The organism is Colwellia sp. PAMC 20917 (genome assembly GCF_001767295.1).
Classification (GTDB): Bacteria; Pseudomonadota; Gammaproteobacteria; order Enterobacterales; family Alteromonadaceae; genus Colwellia_A.
The window spans coordinates 2,772,429-2,791,750 of sequence record NZ_CP014944.1 but is presented as its reverse complement, the minus strand read 5'-3'; the positions used below and the strand labels follow the sequence as shown (position 1 = coordinate 2,791,750).

The window sequence follows — 19,322 nt, the reverse complement described above, 5'->3', positions numbered from 1 at the left end:
GCGTAATGCCGTTCACTTAAGGTGAACGGCATTTTTACTTTTAACAGGGTACCTATTCTTTGAACATTTCAACATTCTCGGATATTGCCGTTCTCGCCTACCGGGTAAAACGAATTGCTTAGCCGACTTTGTAATATTCATTGTGTATTTGGGAATGTTACCTGGCGTGCAGAATGACAACTGGGTTAATTCGTGAATAATATGCATTGAAGCGCCATTAAAACTCAGTTGATTGGGGTGGACACCGTCTAGCGATTTAGCCATTAATACCATTTGATAACGGATTAAATTATAAGCCAATAATATCCCCCAAAGCTCTTGCCTAATAAGCTCTGGTTGATTACTTCGTAATGTGAATCGATTGTCCAATAGCGACTGTTTCATTTCCCTAAATCCCAACTCAATTTCCCATCGGTGGGCATATAAATCAACAATATCAGCGGATGGAAAGCGCATAAGATCTGTCATCGAAGTGAGTATTTGAAGGTCTTTTCCTTTCACTTTTTTGGTGATGAGCCGTGCTTGCATCGTTTTAGGTAATTCTGGAAACTTTTTTCGTGACTGAGGTGTTGTGGTTAATTGGATTAATTTATCTTGTCTTCCAAAACTATTGATAACTTCATATTGTGTATTTTTTTTGAGTGGCATTAACCAATGCCTTGTGTTACCTGTACTTTGCCAGCGATGTAACAAGCCTAATGAATAAAATCCACGGTCGAACAGCGTTAAACTATTATCAGGTGTTTTATCAATTAACCCTAACGCAAGATTCATCTCGTTAACTTCAACACTATCAAAGACACTGTTAGTCAATAAATGGCTCGTTAATTCCATCTGACACACCATACGTACTTGAGGGTAACTGGCTTTGCCATGTTGCGTCCCTGTTTTGGCAAACTCTTCATTATTTTCATCGGTATCGGGCACTCGCCACACAACACCATCGACACCTAAAAGGTTTAAACCACACCACTGACCATGATTAGCATCATGGTTCCATTGTTGTTGCGTTTGTTGAAAGACTGTTTCTATAACTTTGCTACCGAGTTTTTTTCTCGCTTGCGTGACCGCACTAGATGCAACATAGGGGATACCGCTGGGTAAAATAATATCCAACTGATTAAGCATTTGACGCATTGGAAACTTGCGAAACAATGCCATGCCAATGACAGCCCACACCATATTTTCCATAGGCAGCTTACGCTTTCGAATGGTAGATATTCCGTGTTCTTTTAGTCCCGCACTAATAATTTCTGGAGACAAAATTTCTGCTAAGTTTTGGAACTCGGTGACGTTATTTGAATTAACTAAAGAAAGCGCGGTAGAAAGTTGCATAAAAAAAATCCAGTGATATCAATCACTGGATTTTGATCTCATTAGCAAATTAATCAAGCTATAAATTGCTTAACTGATCGGCATTACACGTTAGCGTGGGTTTATTTTATCTATTAAAGCTTAATGTTGTCAGACTTAACCGTATCTATTACTTTATCGAACTTTTCTTTAGCGACTTTATCGTCACCAAACTCAGCTTTAAAGACTGCATCAAGTAACTGACCAAAAGCATCATCATTCTTAGACAATATTTTATCTGCTTGTTCTTGTAGTTGGTTAAACTGATCTAAAAAGTCAATTAAAGGCCTCAGGTCTTTTCCGACACTAGGCGCTAATTTATCATCCAACTCTGCCACTGCTGTATACGCTTGGCTAACATAATTGGTTTTTGTTTGTTGCAAGTCCATACTAAAACTAGTTATCTGTTTATTATCGAAGCCAAGTTCAACTGCTTTTTCAAAAGCTTTATTAACATCGCCATTAAAGAAATCTTTTTGTAATGAATTTACGTCTTTAATTAATGCTTCGATTGCTGCTTTTTCATCATCATCAAGTTCACCCTCTACGCTATAAGAAAAGTTGATTTCATGATACTGACTACTGGTACTACTATAATTTGTCGATCCCCCTTGGCTACTCTCTTGATACTGGTAAGCTTCTTTACTGGCATATTCTTGTAATTCGCTAAATGATATTGAAACGACATCACCGTCAGTAGTGGTAATACTCAGCTCGCTACTTTTTGAATTGCTTGTGTATAATTCGCTATCAATTGATGTAGAACTGATAATTGGCGTTAACTCTGATACCTTCTCATTTGATTTATTGGCTGAAGGAAACATTTGTTCATGGAGGTCATCAATTCCCTTGTTAATAAGCGTACGACTTTTTTCTATACCTTGGTTTAAGTCATCGTCAAGCATGGCGAGATCTTTTAAATCGCCTTTTGCTTGATCAATACCTAAATTCGCCCCAGCACGCCCCTGCTCAAACATCTCTTTCAACTTGTCCTCACTCGCTCCATTTGCTTGGGCAGCTAAGATACTCGCGCTAACAAAGTCCATAACATTACGAGCCACTGCTTCGAAATCAAAAAGGCTAGTTGATGGCTCGCTTTCAGTTAACGCTGTTTTACTGATATCACTCATCACTACATTAGTTGCTTGTGGTGCATCAGTAATCTTTTGAAAATTTGCTGAAATCTGACTAGAAATTGATTGAGATATAATTTTCATCGTAATGGCAGCACGATGGTTTAATGCCAGTGTATTAACTGACTCTGCTGGCATTTCTCGTTTAACGACTTCATTATTTGCTGGTTCACTTTTACGACTTTGCCCTAAATAATTCGGCAACCTTGTCTGATTATCAATTTTATTCATTGTTACTCTCCAGTATCTAATTAAATTTTAATTAAACACAATCAAAGATCTAAAGATCCTTAAATTTAATATGGCTAATATATCGGCATTTTTTCGTAAAACTTTAGCAAGAAGTCAATCTCTTGTAAGAAAATTATAGACAAATGACTAGACAAAGTAATCACAATCGCTAAACTCAGCGCCTCTTTAATACTCACTAGAGTTGGGTATAATATTGTTTAATTCTTTCTACGTTTAAGGCTTATATATGTTTAGTCACATTGCACCACAATTTTATGATAAACAACTTGATAACAAACAGGATGATATCGCTAAATTGTTTAGTGATTTTGACTTACCAAATTTTGATGTATTTCGATCAGAGCCTTTAAACTATAGATTACGAGCAGAATTTAGAGTTTGGCATGACAATGATGACTTATTTTATATTATGTTTAATAGTGAAACGAAAGAAAAGTATCGCGTCTACACTTTCCCGGTTGCCAGTAAACTCATTAATCAAGCTATGAAAGCCTTGCTTGACGAAATTAAAGATAAACCGTCACTTCGTCATCGATTATTTCAAGTCGATTTTTTATCAACGCTCAGTGGCGAGCTTTTAATAAGCTTGTTGTATCACAGACAATTAGATGAAGAATGGCTAACTGAAGCGGCAACACTAAAAACAACCCTTTCAGCAATAGCCCCTGTTGATATTATTGGCCGTGCTAAAAAACAAAAATTTATCCTCGATAAAGATTATGTCACTGAGAAGTTAACTGTTGGCGATAAAACTTATATCTACGAGCAAGTAGAAAATAGTTTTACACAGCCTAATGGGCACGTTAATGAGCAAATGCTACTTTGGGCAAAGCAAGGCACACAAAATATCGGTGGTGACTTAATCGAACTCTATTGTGGTAATGGTAACTTTAGTATCGCACTCGCTGAAAACTTTGATCGGGTATTAGGTACTGAAATATCGAAGACATCAGTAAAATCTGCACAAAATAATATCACCGCAAACCAGTTAACCAATGTTGATATAATAAGAATGTCCAGTGAAGATTTTAGTCAAGCGATGAATGGTGAGCGAGTATTTCGTCGTCTAGAAGGTTTCGATCTTAAAAGCTATAATTACGATACCGTATTAGTTGATCCACCAAGAGCTGGCCTTGACCCTGACAGCGTTGAGTTAGTCAGCCGATTTGAACGTATTGTTTATATCTCATGTAATCCTGAGACATTAAAAGAAAACTTAGTTGAACTAATAAAGACACACAATATTGAAAAATTTGCGTTATTTGATCAGTTTCCATATACCCACCATGTTGAAACAGGTGTGATACTTTCACGTAAAAAGTAACGTTTTTACTTTTTTACTCCCCTATTGCTAAATTCAGCAGCTCCCCGTGCTATAAAGCGCAGCTGCTGAATGGTTCGCATTGATATTTGTTGACGATCCTCTTTATCAACATCTAATGCATCAGAGCCAGCACTAAATACGATAGTCACCGCTGCATCGGCTTGTAAAAAAGCCACATCCGCATTCAATTTATTTGCTTGCTGTAAATAATCACATAATTCTAAGGTAAAATAACGCACTTCTCGATTTACCGCCGCTCGAAAAGCAGCTGACGTTCCAGAACGCTCCCGTAATAACAAGCGAAATATATTACCGTTACTTTCAATAAACTCCATAAAGGTAACGACAGATATTTGAATGACAGAGCCACCTTTTTCAATTCGTTGGCGAGCTTGTCGCATTAATTGACGCAAAGTTAAACCCGCTTCATCGACCAGCGTCAAACCTAGTTCGTTCATATCAGAAAAATGTCGATAAAATGATGTTGGTGCTAAGCCAGCCTCTTTAGCGACTTCCCGTAAGCTCAAACTCGAAAAGCTACGTTCACTACTTAACTGCCCAAGAGCAGCATCAATTATTTGTCGACGTGTTTTTTCTTTTTGCTGTGCCCGAATCCCGCTCATTACTTAATTAACCTATACTTTAGCCTGTTTATATCATACTGAATTTTCATCTATTTACTAGAAACTTGATCACTAACATCGACATTTAAATCCAGTATTATTGATTGAAGATAAAAAGTTTAATAAAAATTACCTTGACTGAAAAGTGATCAAAGTTAAAATAGAGTACACGTGTACACTGAAATTATTTACTTAGTGTTCGTTTTTTTACTGATGGAATTCTTATTACATGAATAAACCTAAAATCGTTTGGCTAAATTTTAGTGTGTTTTTAATTACCTTTTTAGTTGCCGCAATTGGCGTCCCGTATCGAGCAATAACACACGGTTTTGATACCACTGAACTTGTAGTAGCACTATGCTGCTTTATTTATTGTGGTATGTCTATTACTGCTGGCTATCACCGATTATGGTCGCACAAAACCTATCAAGCACATGCTTCGCTGCGTTTCATTTTTGCACTAGGCGGAGCATTTGCCTTACAAAATAGTATATTACATTGGGCTTCTGATCATAGAGTTCATCATAAGCATGTCGATAATAATGACAAAGACCCCTATTCAGCTAAAAAAGGCTTTTGGTATTCACATATCGGTTGGATGCTGCGTGAGTATCAAGCGCATCGATATGCTAATTACGACAATACCCGTGATTTACAAAAAGACGCTATTGTAATGTGGCAGCACAGAAATTATTTGTTGCTGACAATATTAATGAACTTTGGTGTACCTATTTTATTTGGTTTATGGCACGGCGATATTATTAGTAGTTTACTTTTAGTCGGTTTCTTGCGTTTAGTGTTAAGCCATCACACTACTTTTTTCATTAATTCTTTGGCACATATCTGGGGTAAACAAACTTACACAGAAAGAAATACTGCACGAGATAATGGCTTTCTTGCTTTTTTAACCTTTGGTGAGGGCTATCACAACTATCATCATATTTTTGAAAATGATTATCGTAACGGCATTCGTTGGTGGCAGTTTGATCCAACTAAATGGTTGATTAAGGGTTGTGAATTTTTGAAGCTTACCTCAAAACTACGGACTTACCCGGATGAAAAAATTGAAAAAGCGCGCTTAGCTATGGTACTTAAACGTAGCCAGAAGAAGTTACTCTCTCATCCAAATGCGGAACAAATGCGAGAAAAACTACAGCAAGAATATGATTTACTCATCAGTAGAATTAATGACTATTATGATGTGCGTAAAAAATTACTTGCCAGTAAACGTGATAAATTAATCGCCGACGTTGAGAGCTCTGAATTAGCCGCGCAATACCAAGAATTTAAGCAGCACTTGGCAGACCAGCAGCAACATTTTCAACGCTTATTAACCCAACTGGCATAAACCCCTTAGATTAATAAGCTTTTACATGGTCAGACGTCTAAATTCCTGCTAAAATTTTTTTATCTTAGTAGGAATTTAAGGCAAGATTTTGGCAACTCAAAATAAAGCTAAAACGAAGAAGAAAACAAATAACGATTACGATTACGATTACGATGCAATAATTATAGGTACCGGACCCGGTGGCGAAGGTACGGCTATGGAGCTATCTAAAAAAGAAAAACGTGTTGCTATTGTTGAACGATATAAAGACGTTGGCGGTGGTTGTACGCATTGGGGAACTATTCCTTCAAAAGCTTTACGTCAAAGTGTTAGCCGACTCATTGAGTATAACGCGAGTCCACTTTTTAGAGGCCATGAAAAAGCAAAACACTTAACGTTCCCAGCTATTCTTAAACATGCCTCTTCGGTTATTCGCAAACAAGTTCAGTTACGCAGTGGCTTTTATGATCGTAACCGCGTTGAACTGATTTCGGGTGAAGCATCTTTTATTGATGCCCATACGCTTAGAATAGTGAATAACGAAGGCGCTATTGAACAAATTACGGCAAAGCAAATTGTTATTGCTACGGGTTCACATCCCTACCGACCTAAAGATATTGATTTTAACCATCCGCGAGTCTATGACTCAGATACCATCTTATCGCTTAAGCATGATCCACGTTCTATCATTATTTATGGTGCTGGTGTTATTGGTTCCGAATACGCCTCTATATTTAGAGGTTTAGGTGTAAAGGTAGATTTAATTAATACCCGAGATAGACTGCTTTCTTTTTTGGATGCTGAAATGTCTGATTCACTCAGCTACCACTTATGGAATAATGGTGTAGTGATACGTCATGGCGAAGCGATTGCACGAGTTGAAGCATCTGATGACTCTGTGGTTGTTCATTTAGAATCGGGTAAAAAAATGCGCGCCGACTGTTTACTCTTTGCTAATGGGCGAACAGGTAATACCGCCGACTTAAAAGTTGAAAATGCGGGATTATCAGCAGATGGACGTGGGCAACTCAAAGTCAACGATCAATATCAAACCAGTGTCGACAATATATATGCGGTAGGTGATGTCATTGGTTACCCAAGCTTAGCCAGTGCCGCTTATGATCAAGGCCGTTTAGCGGCTTCAGCGATGATAGATCACCAAAGTACTGCAAAACTTATTGCTGATATTCCTACAGGTATCTACACGATTCCAGAAATAAGCTCTGTTGGTAAGACAGAACAAGAACTGACCGCAGCAAAAATTCCGTATGAGGTTGGTCGTGCCCAGTTCAAACATTTAGCAAGAGCACAAATATCAAATAGTTTAGTCGGTTCACTGAAGATACTTTTTCACAGCGAAACTAAAGAAATTTTAGGTATTCATTGTTTTGGTGAAAATGCAGCTGAAATCATACATATTGGTCAAGCAATTATGCAACAAACCAATGGCGGTAATACCATTGAATACTTTGTTAATACCACGTTTAATTATCCAACGATGGCTGAGGCATTTCGTGTTGCTGCATTGAATGGTTTGAATCGTTTATTTTAGCAGTGAATATGCATGAATCAAAAAAGGTATGTTATGAATAAATTAATTTTCCTGCTAATTTGTTTTATCAACATACCTTTTTTAATCGTTAATGCGACTGAAAACGCTTATGTAAAAGAGGAAAGTAAAAGCTACAGCCTTTATTTAATTCGTCATGCTGAAAAAAAACTGATCAAGAGGATGCTGGATTAACACAATGTGGTACATATAGAGCAAAAGAACTTGCGCGTATTCTAGAGAATGCAGAAATAAAAAATATATACAGTACACGCTATCAACGGACTATGGCAACGGCTGCACCGCTAGCACAACAGCAGCAACTTGCGATCAAAAATTATGCGCCCAATAAATTAGAGCAACTCGCCTGGCAATTAATCAAAGAACAAGAAAACACTGTAGTGTTTGGGCACAGTAACACCACGGCACGATTGGCAGAATTACTAAGCCAAAGCTCTGTATCACCAATGACAGAGCAAGAATATCGTGGTATCTATCAAATCATCATTTCAGGTGAAAATCGTCACCTAACATTACTAATGCAACCTTCGATCTGTAAGTAACACATCTACATACCTTAATACAATTGGCAGAATTAGTAAGCCAAAGCTCAGTTTCACCAATTACCGAGCAAGAATATTGAGGTATCTATCAAATCATCTTTTCAGGTGAAAATCGTCACCTAACATTAGTCATCTAACATTATGGATGCAACCTTCGCTCTGCAAGTAACACCGCTACATATCTTAATAGAATTGGCAGAATGACTTAGCCAAAGCTCAGTATCACCAATGACAGAGCAAGAATATCGTGGTATCTATCAAATCATCATTTCAGGTAAAAATCGTCACCTAACATTATTGATGCAACCTTCGCTCTGTAAGTAAAGCTACTGCAGGTTCTTATTTTCAGGCGTTTTATTCGCTGCAGTAATTAATTCAATATCGGTAATTGAAAAAGGAGTTCCCCATTGCTGAATAGTCATCATACCCGTGATAGCTTTGCCTGTTACTTTGATAACAGCGCCATCTTTTTGGAATTCTTTTTCTAAATTTAGCGGTAACCAATGCTTACCTTCTTTAGAAACTAATCCAAAAAAGCCCCCTTCTAAATTCATATATTTAATTGTTGCGGTAAATGATATTTGCTCAGGTTCCACTTTAGCAGACAAACTTTTTTTAGGCATGATTGATACCTCTGCGGCTGAAATAGCCTCGGTATTGGCTGTATCTCTGATAGTCACTTCTTCAGTGGCTTGCTGACATGAGAATAAAAAGCTACAAGTTAAGACTAAACCGACTATTTTTTTAAACATATAACACACTCATTTGATGATTAATTTTAAGCACAGTAAACAAAAAAGCAAACCCTAAAGTTTGCCTTAAAGTAAGCGACCAAGAGCCTAATCTTTTACTGCTTGGCCTCTTTTTTAAGCGTTTTAATTTCTTCGCCAATTTTTTGTTTATTACCACAAATTGCTGGCTGTTTGTCATCACGATAGTAGCGAATGTCAATGCAGTCAACTTGATAACGACGTTCTAACTCAGTTCGTTTTATAGGTTTACCTTTAGCGTCTGCTATTTGGCGTTGCAGTGACTGGCACATTTGAATTTGTTCACTCGCGATGGTTATATCTTCGCAAGCATTTTCAGTTGTCGAACAACCCGTTATTGTCATGAGAGTAAGTGTTGAAAAAAGATAAATATATTTCATTATAATGAGTTCGCTTCATTTATTAATATTAGCATTAACACCATTATAGCCAGCTATTATTATTAACGATAGCTTTTCTTGACCAGACTAGCAGAGAGGTATTGGTTAATAAATTTAATGAATCGCATAAAAAAGCCATTACAAAAGTAATGGCTTTGATAAAAATACTATCGATTAGTTAACCGATAAATCACCTGTATTTTCAGCAATAAGCGGTTGTTTCTTTTTACGCTTAAAGATCTTTTTCATATCTTCAATAATAAGATATAAACTTGGGATCAGTACCAGTGTAACTATGGTCGCAAATAATACTCCAAAAGCTAAAGATATTGCCATTGGAATTACGATTTGTGCTTGGGCACTTACCTCAAAGAAGATGATAGGCACTAAACCAATAAAGGTTGTTATTGACGTTAACATGATAGCTCTAAAACGTTTAGTGCCGGCATGTATTACCGCATCTTTTAGTTTGACGCCTGATTTCCTGGCATTATTAACATAATCGACCATGACTAAGGAGTCATTAACGACCACACCCGCAGCCGCTAATATCCCCATAACTGATAGTGCACTTAAGTCCATACCTAAAAGGAAGTGGCCAAAGACCGAACCAATAATACCAAAAGGAATAACGATCATAATCATCACTGCCTGGGAGTATGACTTCAATGGTATAGCCAGTAATGAGAAAACAATCAACAATGAGATAATGAAGTCACGTTTTTGATTATCCGCACCTTCCATTTCTTCTTGAATACTGCCCGACACTTCACTTTGAACTTTTGGAAATTTTCTTAATAGTTCAGGAATAAAGTTGTCTCTGATATCGTTAGCAACTTTGAATGGCTCAACTTGTTCAGCGTCAACACTTGCCCAGACGCTAATTGTCCGATTACCATTTTCGCGGCGAATACTAGTCACCCCTTCTTGTAAGGTAATATTAGCCAATTCCGACAAAGGTAATTCCGCACCATTTGGCGCTTTGATCATCACATCATCAACATGTCCAACAGAGCTTCGTTGCTCAAGTGGATAACGGATCATCACTTTTACTTCTTCGCTGTCACGTAAAATGCGTTGTGCTTCTAAACCATAGAAACTGTAACTCACTTGTGAAGCAATTTCGGCTAAAGTTAATCCTAAACTGTAGGCAAGCGGTTTCAATTCAAACTGAACTTCTTTGGCACTTGTTTGACGACTATCATTAACATCGCCAATACCTTTTAAAGAATTAAGTTTAGTTTTTAACTCTCTTGATGCGGCGAGTAGTTGTGCATCATCTTTACTTTCTAATCTAAAGGCAATATCACCGTCGTCTCGGCCAGAGCCAAATAAGTTATCACCAATGGTAAACGATTTTACCCCAGGATAATTCGGTATAGCCGCACGCCATAAATCAGCCAGTTCGAAAGTATTCATCGGTCTCAATTCAGGTATCACTAATTTAACCATCAATTGACCACTGGTTCTGCTGCGTAAATCGACCTGCATATCAGAGATCATTGACTGACCGTATTGAGCTTCAATCTCTTTATCTATGGTATTAATTACACCTTGGATATTTAATAAGGTTTGTAAGGTTGCTTTCTCTGAAGCATCTACATTCATTTCAACATTAACACGAGGAAAGTCATGTGGGATCTTAGGTTGACCAACAAAGCGAACAAAACCACCACTAAACAAGCCAGCGCTGATTAACATTAAACTAATAAAAAACATTAGTACCGCATAACGATAGCTAATAAAAGTGATTAACGCGGGTCGATAGACATTATTAATGAAGGCTTTTAATTTGGTATCAATCGATAAACGTAGTCTATCGATAGGGTTCTTAGGATTAAATGCTTTGATCTTCATTTTAACCAAATGCGCCGGTAAAATGAGTTTTGACTCAATTAAAGAGAAAATTAAACACAAGATAACTACCGAGCCAATGGCTTTACCAAACGCGGCAGAAGGCCCTTCACCAAAAAGAAAAGGCAAGAATACCGCAATCGTTGTTAATACCCCAAAGGTTGCTGGCATAGCAACACGTTGAATACCGCGAATAACATTTTCAGTACTATGGCCATGTTGTTCAATTTCGTCATGGGCACTCTCCCCCATAACGATGGCATCATCAACAACAATACCTAGCACCAAAATAAAGGCGAACAAGCTAATGACATTAATAGTGACATTAATAAATTCTAATGGCATTAGGAATAAAGTACCAAGAAAACATACGGGTAAGCCCATCATTACCCAAAAAGCCAAACGGACACGTAAGAATAACGCTAACATTAGAAAGACTAATATTGCACCACTTTTCATATTGTCGATCATCATGGTCAAACGGCCTTCAAGATAGTAGGTCATATCAACCCAAGTTTCTAACTTAACGCCTGCAGGAAGAACATTTGACTTTTCATCAACATACTTTTTAATGACATCCGCAACATCAGTAATACTTTGATTATTGGCAGCGCCAATAAAAATAGTGACTGAGTTTTCACCATTGAATTTTGAATACTGTAAGCCTTCAGTAAAACCATCAATAATAGTCGCCATTTGGCCTAACAAGACTTTAGTACCATCGGCTAAGGTAATAATAGGTATTTGCTCGAATTCGTAACCTCGATAAGCTTGGTTCTCAACGCGTAAATTAATGTAGCCATTCTCTGCACGAATTTGTCCAGCAGACATATTGCCAGAATAACCACGTACCGCTTGAGCAACATCTCTAAAAGTTAAGCCATATTCGCGTAACTTATCTTTACTAACTTCTATTGAAATTTCGTAGTCTAAGCCGCTGTATAATTCTGCAATATTGACTAAAGGTAATTGTTGAATTTCATTATGGACTTTTCGTCCTAACTCTTTAAGCTCGCCATTAGTTAGGTCACCGTATAAGCTGATATACATAACTTCTTGGCGAAACTTTTCGCGTTCAACTTTAATACGCTCCATACCGTCAGGAAAGCTTGAAATAGAATCAATAGCTGATTTAACTTCTTCTAAAACAACTTGTGGGTCGTAATCGAGATCAACTTCAAACCAACCATTTGAAAAATTGCGGTTAGAATAAGTGATCACACGTTTTAAGCCTTGAACAGTCTCTAAAGCTTCTTCAACCTTAATGGTAATACCTTCTTCTACTTCCTGAGGGGCTGCCCCTGGGTAAGGTGCGGTATAAGAAATCCAGTTAATGTTTATTTGTGGAAACATTTGTTTGTTGATGGTGCTAATCGTAAAAAAACCACCCACTAGAATAAATATCATCAACAAGTTTGCCGCGACACTATTACGGGCGAACCAAGCAATTAAGCCTTTATTGGTATCATCCATCATCTAATCCTTAGTGCTTGCGATTTGTGTTTCAAGTGCATCTTGATTAATGACTTCACTTTTACTACCTTGCAAAGCTAATTTCATACCATCAACAGGGTAATCTAATGCTGAAACAATGAGCTGGTCACCTTCATTCAAACCGCCAGTTACAATAACATTTGAGCCTTCTTGACGAGTAATAATGATGTCAGCATAGTGCAATTTAGAATCGGCATCTAAAATGGCAACGCGGTTATTACTAACAAGGTATCGAGGTAACAAAGCGGCACGATTAAGGCTAATACCAAAAATTTCTGCTTTAACATAAGAGCCAAAGCGAATAGGGTTGTGTTTAGTTACATTTTTTTGAGACTGCAAACCATAAGGGTCTTTAACTTCAGCAACTAAATAAGTCATACGGCTTTTATTGTCTACCACGCCTTCACTGCGGGCAATTTTTGCGGACCATGTAATATTTTCACCCGCAAATGTTCCAAGCAAATTAACCTGGGCATTTTCCCCTTGTGAAGCTAAAAACTGCAGTTGATCATCTGCTACGGGTAAGCGAACTTCAGCTACTCCTGTTCCTAATAATTTACCCACTTTAGTGCCAGTACCGACAAAAGAGCCTAAACCAATCATACGACTTTCAATCATTGCATCATAAGGCGCTCTAATTTCGGTACGCTCTAAGTTACGTTTGGCGCGAAGTACAGAGGCTTGTGCCGATTTAACATTCGCAAGTTCTTGTGCTAGTTGCGGTTTACGCAAGCTCAATTCCGTAGGAGAAGTATCCGTAATGCGTTTCCATTCTTGTTCGGCTACCTGCCCTTGGGCACGCTCTTTTTCTAGCGAAGCACGGGCCGAGGCCATTGTTGCTTCAGCATCAATTAATGCAGCTTGGTAATCGTTAGGGTCGATACGGGCGAGCAATTGATTTTTTGCAACAAAACCACCACGTACAAAAACATCGGCCAATTCAACTACTTCACCACTGATTTGAGCGACAAGTTCGGTTTCATATTTAGGCTGTACGACACCATATGATTTAACCGTTAAATTCATCGGTGCAACATGAACCTCTTCCACAGCAACGATGGGGGTATTATCAACTTCCGCTTTTTCTTCTGGTGGCGATTTCATACTTGAAAAGCCAAAAAACAATAAAAAGCCAATGATTAGAATGGCAATGGGTATAATGATTTGTTTTTTACGTGTCACGGTTATGTCCTCATAAATGTGATCTGAACTACTAATTTTTTTAATTGTCTATAGGATAGCTAATTAACGGTCTATACAATCAATTAAGTTGTAAATGCTTGTTACAAGATACGCGCCGAAATAACAAATTCAGTAAAACAAAACTAAGTAATATTATTTTTCAATTAAAAACAATAGGTTAACTAAGTCCTATTTATTTGCGGATATAAAAAAAGACTGCCTTGAAAAAACAGTCCTCGACAACATTCGTCTTTTTAACCAATATTTATACTTTTATAAAGATATTTCTTCGATATAGCCAATACAGGACTAACCATTGTAAAAGCACCATGCCAGCATAAAGAATAAAATCTTGCCAACCTGCAGGTACAGAGTTTATTAAGCCTCCGAAAATACTTTTCGAGGTATATTGCCAATCAACAATACTCGAACCTAAATAAATAATGATTGAATTCGTACCAATTACTGCGAAAAACTTAGCCCATAGGGTGAACTCTACTACATCAATCAGCCAATAAAATAGCGTCAATAATAAGATACTGTAGCCAATAGTGACTAAAGTGAATGAACTCGTCCATAATGTTTTGTTAATTGGAAAAAAAACGCCCCATAAATAACCGAGTAATAAAATAGAGGTCCCAATAACCAAAAGACCGGTTAATAGTGTCTTGGGCGTATAAATGTTTTTTATCATGTAACGACCAATGAAGACACCCGCTAGTGCATTTACAATCGATGTTATATTTGATAACAATCCTTCTGGGTCAATGGCGAGCCCCTGATAAGTTGACCCCGGTAATAAATGTTGATCAAACCAAGCGTTCAATGCTCCATTCGCTGAAAAATCACCGCCACCATATCCACCTAATGTGACTAAGCTTAGTAGTAACCAATATCCTATTAAAATACCGCCTGCGACGAACCACTGTATTTTTTCACTGACGTACCAAACTAATAATGCCGCTACAAACCACGCAATACCAATACGCCCCAGTACGCTAACATAACGGATACTATCAAATGATGTCGGAATACCGCCGCCCCAACCATGGTTATATAAAATACCAAAACTAATTAAAAGTAATAAACGTCTAATGCCATTATATAAAATCGATTTTGCTTGTTCTGGGTCATAGCTAGATAAGGGCTTTGCTGCGATACCTAGACTGACTCCTGATAGAAAAATAAATAAGGGAAAAATTAAATCATAAACACGAACCCCATGCCAAGCACTGTGTTCCATTTGCTGTGCAAGCACCGCAAGAATGGGCCAGCCTGTCGCTATAAATAATGCTGCAAACAAACCTTCAGCGCCTAAAATCCAAAACATATCGAAACCACGTAAAGCGTCAATTGACAATAGTCGCTTTTTATTTGGATTTGCTTTTATAACTGCAGAGGGATACTGACTTAACATTCTTTTACCTTATAAACTTTCAGTACAACTCCGCCACACAAGACAGCGCTGTCATTAGGCTATTATCATAATATTACCCACACAAAATAGCAATCAGACACACTTTGTTATCAAATATAGCTATTATGTGCTTGTTTTCTTTATTACTGAGCGTAACAATAAAGTGATTACTTTATTTAAGGAATAAACATGCTTACAAAAATCAGTTCTTTTTTTCAAAACCTAGCCGATGATTTAACAGACAATAACACTAAAAAAAATTCTGATGAGGTGACTATAGAGCTAGCCTGTGCGGTATTATTGTGTGAAGTCATGCGTGCTGATGGACACTTTGACCAACAAGAACAAGCTAAACTGGCCGTGTTACTCGTTGAACAGTTTCATTTGAATGAAGAAGAAGTTAAGCAAATCATTGATCAAGCGCTGATTCAAAGTGAACAAGCGACTGATTTTTATCGATATACATCGAAAATAAATAAACATTTTTCTATCGAACAACGAATATCAATTGTTAAGCAGTTATGGAATATGGCTTATGCCGATGGTGAACTGGCAAGTATTGAAGAGCATGTTATTCGAAAAATTGGCGATTTGCTTCAGCTACGCCACGCTGAATATATTCAAACCAAACCAAGAAAATAACATCATTCATTTTTGATATGCGTTATTATAGCCCCTAAGATTTTCATATTAATTTTCTTGGTAAATTCAAATGGCCGACATTGGTAAATATAATACCCTTTCTGTAGTTGCAGTCACCGAAAAAGGTGCTTATTTAAGCGCTGGAGAACTGGGTGAAGTATTACTACCGAACCGTTTTATTCCTGAAAACTGTAAAGTAGACGATAAACTCACTGTCTTCATTTATGTTGATTCAGCTGAACGCATTATTGCGACCACTGAAAAGCCGTTTGGCCAGGTAGATGAATTTGTTTCATTGAAAGTAAAACAGCTCAATAAAATGGGTGCATTCCTTGATTGGGGGTTACCTAAAGATTTATTAGTACCTTTTAATCAACAGCATACACCAATGGAAGAAGGAAAATATTATCTAGTACGTATTTTTCTTGATACCACCACGGACCGAATTGCCGCTTCAAGTAAGCTCGACAAATATATTGATATTTGGCCAGCTGATTATCAACAGTGGGATAAAGTTAAATTGATGATTGGTGGAAAAACTGATCTTGGCTTTAAAGCGATTATCAATGATAAGCATTGGGGCTTACTTTACGACAATGAAATCTTTCAACCATTACGTGTTGGTAAAGTTGTCGACGGTTTTATTAAAAATATCCGTGAAGATGGCCGTATTGATTTATCACTTTCACGTTCAGGTGAAGGGAAAGTTAATGACTTTGCTGATAAATTATTAGCTCACATTGCAGAAAATGATGGATTTAGCCCATTACATGACAAAAGCTCACCAGAACTGATACAACGTATTTTAGGTGTCAGTAAAAAAACCTTTAAAGCGACAGTTGGAAACTTATTGAAGAAAGACAAAATCACGATTGAAAAGTCAGGTCTTAGATTAAAGTAAATCGTTAAACATACTTTGTAGATGAAGCCTTGGCCTCATCTACAAAGCTATTATTCTACTGCTTAAAAACTTCCTCTAATACCAACCGTAAACCCTCGTGCCGGTAATGGTGAAACACCTTTGAGAAATGACGTATGTACTCGTGCTTCTTCATCTGTAATATTGTTCACTTTTAAAAATGCCACCATATCGTCGCCAACATTATTAATAAAGTAATTAAAGTTAGCATCTAGCATGGTATAGCCGTCTGTTTCACTTTCAAGTTCAGCGGTATTTGACTGCTTAAAATAATGCGTTGCACTAATCTCAGCCGAATATTCATCCGTTATATAATTGAATTGTCCACCAAAACGCATAGGTGGAATTCTTGGTAGATTGTCGCCATCAGTTACTTTTGCATGGATATAATCGGTAAACATACTAGCTTTAAGTGAAGGTGTTACTTGATAGAATAATTCAGCTTCTATACCGAACATCACCACATTACTCTGCTGGAAAACATATACCGGTAAACCTTCGCTTTCCTCTGCATGCTCTTCTACACCTTCATCTAAATGCTGTTCTTCTAAAGCTTCAATATGATCATCGTGTCCATCTTCTGCAAATAGCCCAGTATTCGCTTGATAATAATAATCGTCAATATGATTATAAAAAGCACTAGCAACGAAACCAAAGTCACCTTCAAATTTTCTCCAAGTAAGATCTAGATTATAAGCCGTTTCTAGCTCAACATTTTGATCAGACAAGTCTACATGTAATTCATGGTCTTCTTCATGTACCTCAAACAATGCCCCAACTTCATAAGTATTCGTGCCTATATGAGCACCATTCGAAAATAATTCACTCGCTGAAGGTGCTCGCTGAGAAAACGCAGCAGAAAATCCTACATTATAACCCCTTGAATATTCCCATACAGCGCCTAAAGACGCGCTTATAGGTGTAAAGTTCTGTTTATTAAAATGCGACTCTTCTTCATGGCTGGCTAGTTCATCGCTAAGTTCACTGTGTGATTCAACTTCAGCATTTGCACTCAAGGTTACATGTTCGGCACGTATACCTAATTGCCATAAAACATCCTCTATGTGTTTCTCTTCAAGCCAAGCAACAGCAATTGATTCTGTATTTGAAGGAGGCGTAAATGCTTCTTCTCCAATCGCATTAAAATCATTTTCTTTATAGTGCAATGTCCATGCACCTTTCCAACCGTCAACGGCTTGATGATAAAGATCAAAGCGTGTTTCTAACATCTCATTATTAAATTGAGTACCGACTTCACCTCCTTCAATTTCTTGATGTTGGTAATCTGTGTAGGCTGCTTTACTCATTACACGATTAATAAAACTGTCTTCAAAACTCACTTCACTCAGTAGTTGATATCTGTCTTGTACTAAATCACCAAAAACAGCGCCTTCTTCAGCGATTTCACCCCCTATTTCTTCATGTTCTTCTTCATCGTGTTCTGAATGCCCAGGAATACCGTAGGTTCTTTCCATTCTGCCATACGAAAAACCAATATATCCTGCGTCAAACAAATAACTTGAACCGAGGGTAAAACCTGATGACTTCGAGGCACTGTTCTCTAGAATACCTTTAATTTCTTCGTCTTCATGTTCATCATGACCTTCTTCATGTTCATCATGGTCTTCTTCTGCAGTCGCATAGCCTGGGATCTTATAATCATTAGATTCACGCCAAAACGCATCAAGATGAACGGCTAAACTTTTGTACCCTGTGTTTATATTGAGTGTCGCTTCATGTTCATCTGCAACATCATTATGCTTTAGTAAATAATCGACCTGATTATCAGTATTTGTAGGTACTCTATTATCAACGACATTCACCACGCCACCTATCGCACCACTGCCATAAAAAAGCGTTGACGGCCCACGTAGTACTTCTACCTGTTGAGCCGTACCAGCTTCGGCTGCAACCGCGTGATCTGGTCCGACGCGAGACGCATCTCCTACGTCTAAACCATTTTGTGTGATTAACACTCTTGGTCCGTCCATACCACGAATAATAGGACTACTTGCTACTGGGCCAAAATAACTTGAATGTACACCCACTTCATTTTTTAGTGTTTCACCTAATGTAGATGCTTGCTTTAAACGCAGTTCGTCACCAGAAATAACACTTACTGGCAAGGCCGACTCAATACTCGATGAATGCAAAGGTGTCGCATAAACATCGACCACTTCCATGACCGTAGCGCTGAGTGAAATTTTCACCTCGGTCATGTCTTGATCGGTAATGGTGAAATACTCGTTGATATGACTAAAGTTTTTAGCGCTAACATGAAGTTCTACTTTACCAACACCAATGTCATTAAAAGTAAATTGGCCTTTTTCGTCAGTAACTGCTTTATATTTAGTATTAACCAAAGAAACTTTAGCTTTCGCAATTCTGTTGCCATCGGCATCAAATACTACGCCTGAAAATTTTTGAGCATGGCTGGCAGCGCCGACCATTAATAATGATAAAGCACACAAAGGCGCAATTTTATTGATATAAATTGATTTCATTTTTTTTCCAATAGATAGACCTAAAGAAGATTAGCG

The 19,322-nt window shown here is 37.6% G+C and carries 16 protein-coding genes; 7 read left to right on the top strand and 9 right to left on the bottom strand.

What is annotated here, in order from left to right:
- Positions 1-12: 12 nt before the first annotated feature.
- Together A3Q34_RS12030 and A3Q34_RS12025 are read right to left on the bottom strand one after the other, a co-directional pair.
- Entirely contained in the window at positions 13-1,335 is a 1,323-nt protein-coding gene (locus tag A3Q34_RS12030) for an IS4 family transposase (RefSeq protein WP_070375586.1), read from the bottom strand.
- Positions 1,336-1,448: 113 nt separating this feature from the next.
- Positions 1,449-2,717, bottom strand: coding sequence for a DUF5610 domain-containing protein (locus A3Q34_RS12025; RefSeq protein WP_070375585.1), 1,269 nt, complete (start codon positions 2,715-2,717; stop codon positions 1,449-1,451).
- A 247-nt stretch (positions 2,718-2,964) separates the two neighbouring features.
- Here A3Q34_RS12025 and trmA point away from each other — a divergent pair, with 247 nt between their 5' ends.
- A complete protein-coding gene (trmA, locus tag A3Q34_RS12020) occupies positions 2,965-4,062 on the top strand; it encodes a tRNA (uridine(54)-C5)-methyltransferase TrmA (RefSeq protein WP_070375584.1) in 1,098 nt (365 codons plus the stop codon).
- A gap of 5 nt (positions 4,063-4,067) precedes the next feature.
- Here the strand turns inward: trmA and fabR are convergent, their stop codons facing one another.
- Positions 4,068-4,685: an HTH-type transcriptional repressor FabR gene (fabR, locus tag A3Q34_RS12015; RefSeq protein WP_070375583.1), complete on the bottom strand. Its 618-nt coding sequence runs from the start codon at positions 4,683-4,685 to the stop codon at positions 4,068-4,070.
- 229 nt (positions 4,686-4,914) lie between these two features.
- Here fabR and A3Q34_RS12010 point away from each other — a divergent pair, with 229 nt between their 5' ends.
- The 4 genes from A3Q34_RS12010 (at position 4,915) to A3Q34_RS20075 (ending at position 8,124) form a co-directional block, all read left to right on the top strand.
- The gene (locus tag A3Q34_RS12010; protein WP_070375582.1) at positions 4,915-6,033 is read left to right on the top strand and encodes an acyl-CoA desaturase; all 1,119 of its coding nucleotides are present in this window, start codon (positions 4,915-4,917) and stop codon (positions 6,031-6,033) included.
- A gap of 88 nt (positions 6,034-6,121) precedes the next feature.
- Entirely contained in the window at positions 6,122-7,564 is a 1,443-nt protein-coding gene (sthA, locus tag A3Q34_RS12005) for a Si-specific NAD(P)(+) transhydrogenase (RefSeq protein WP_070375581.1), read from the top strand.
- Between the two features lie 33 nt (positions 7,565-7,597).
- The gene (locus A3Q34_RS20080) at positions 7,598-7,756 is read left to right on the top strand and encodes a hypothetical protein (RefSeq protein WP_157470964.1); all 159 of its coding nucleotides are present in this window, start codon (positions 7,598-7,600) and stop codon (positions 7,754-7,756) included.
- Between the two features lie 92 nt (positions 7,757-7,848).
- Positions 7,849-8,124: a hypothetical protein gene (locus A3Q34_RS20075; RefSeq protein WP_083277991.1), complete on the top strand. Its 276-nt coding sequence runs from the start codon at positions 7,849-7,851 to the stop codon at positions 8,122-8,124.
- 326 nt (positions 8,125-8,450) lie between these two features.
- On the opposite strand, the gene A3Q34_RS11995 is transcribed toward A3Q34_RS20075, so the two are convergent.
- The 5 genes from A3Q34_RS11995 to nagX all read right to left on the bottom strand — a co-directional run bounded on the left by A3Q34_RS11995 (position 8,451) and on the right by nagX (position 15,221).
- A complete protein-coding gene (locus tag A3Q34_RS11995; protein WP_070375580.1) occupies positions 8,451-8,876 on the bottom strand; it encodes a hypothetical protein in 426 nt (141 codons plus the stop codon).
- Positions 8,877-8,971: 95 nt separating this feature from the next.
- The gene (locus A3Q34_RS11990) at positions 8,972-9,274 is read right to left on the bottom strand and encodes a hypothetical protein (protein WP_070375579.1); all 303 of its coding nucleotides are present in this window, start codon (positions 9,272-9,274) and stop codon (positions 8,972-8,974) included.
- Positions 9,275-9,448: 174 nt separating this feature from the next.
- Positions 9,449-12,601 (bottom strand): efflux RND transporter permease subunit, encoded by a 3,153-nt coding sequence (locus A3Q34_RS11985; protein WP_070375578.1) that lies wholly within the window; start codon positions 12,599-12,601, stop codon positions 9,449-9,451.
- 3 nt (positions 12,602-12,604) lie between these two features.
- Positions 12,605-13,804, bottom strand: a complete 1,200-nt coding sequence (locus A3Q34_RS11980) for an efflux RND transporter periplasmic adaptor subunit (RefSeq protein WP_070375577.1) — start codon at positions 13,802-13,804, stop codon at positions 12,605-12,607.
- Positions 13,805-14,069: 265 nt separating this feature from the next.
- Entirely contained in the window at positions 14,070-15,221 is a 1,152-nt protein-coding gene (nagX, locus tag A3Q34_RS11975; RefSeq protein ID WP_070375576.1) for a transmembrane glucosamine N-acetyltransferase NagX, read from the bottom strand.
- A 189-nt stretch (positions 15,222-15,410) separates the two neighbouring features.
- On the opposite strand from nagX, the gene A3Q34_RS11970 reads away from it, so the two are divergent.
- A complete protein-coding gene (locus tag A3Q34_RS11970) occupies positions 15,411-15,863 on the top strand; it encodes a tellurite resistance TerB family protein (protein WP_070375575.1) in 453 nt (150 codons plus the stop codon).
- 70 nt (positions 15,864-15,933) lie between these two features.
- The gene (locus tag A3Q34_RS11965) at positions 15,934-16,764 is read left to right on the top strand and encodes a CvfB family protein (RefSeq protein ID WP_070375574.1); all 831 of its coding nucleotides are present in this window, start codon (positions 15,934-15,936) and stop codon (positions 16,762-16,764) included.
- Between the two features lie 62 nt (positions 16,765-16,826).
- Here the strand turns inward: A3Q34_RS11965 and A3Q34_RS11960 are convergent, their stop codons facing one another.
- Positions 16,827-19,286: a TonB-dependent receptor gene (locus tag A3Q34_RS11960; RefSeq protein ID WP_197517586.1), complete on the bottom strand. Its 2,460-nt coding sequence runs from the start codon at positions 19,284-19,286 to the stop codon at positions 16,827-16,829.
- Between the last annotated feature and the right edge of the window lie 36 nt (positions 19,287-19,322).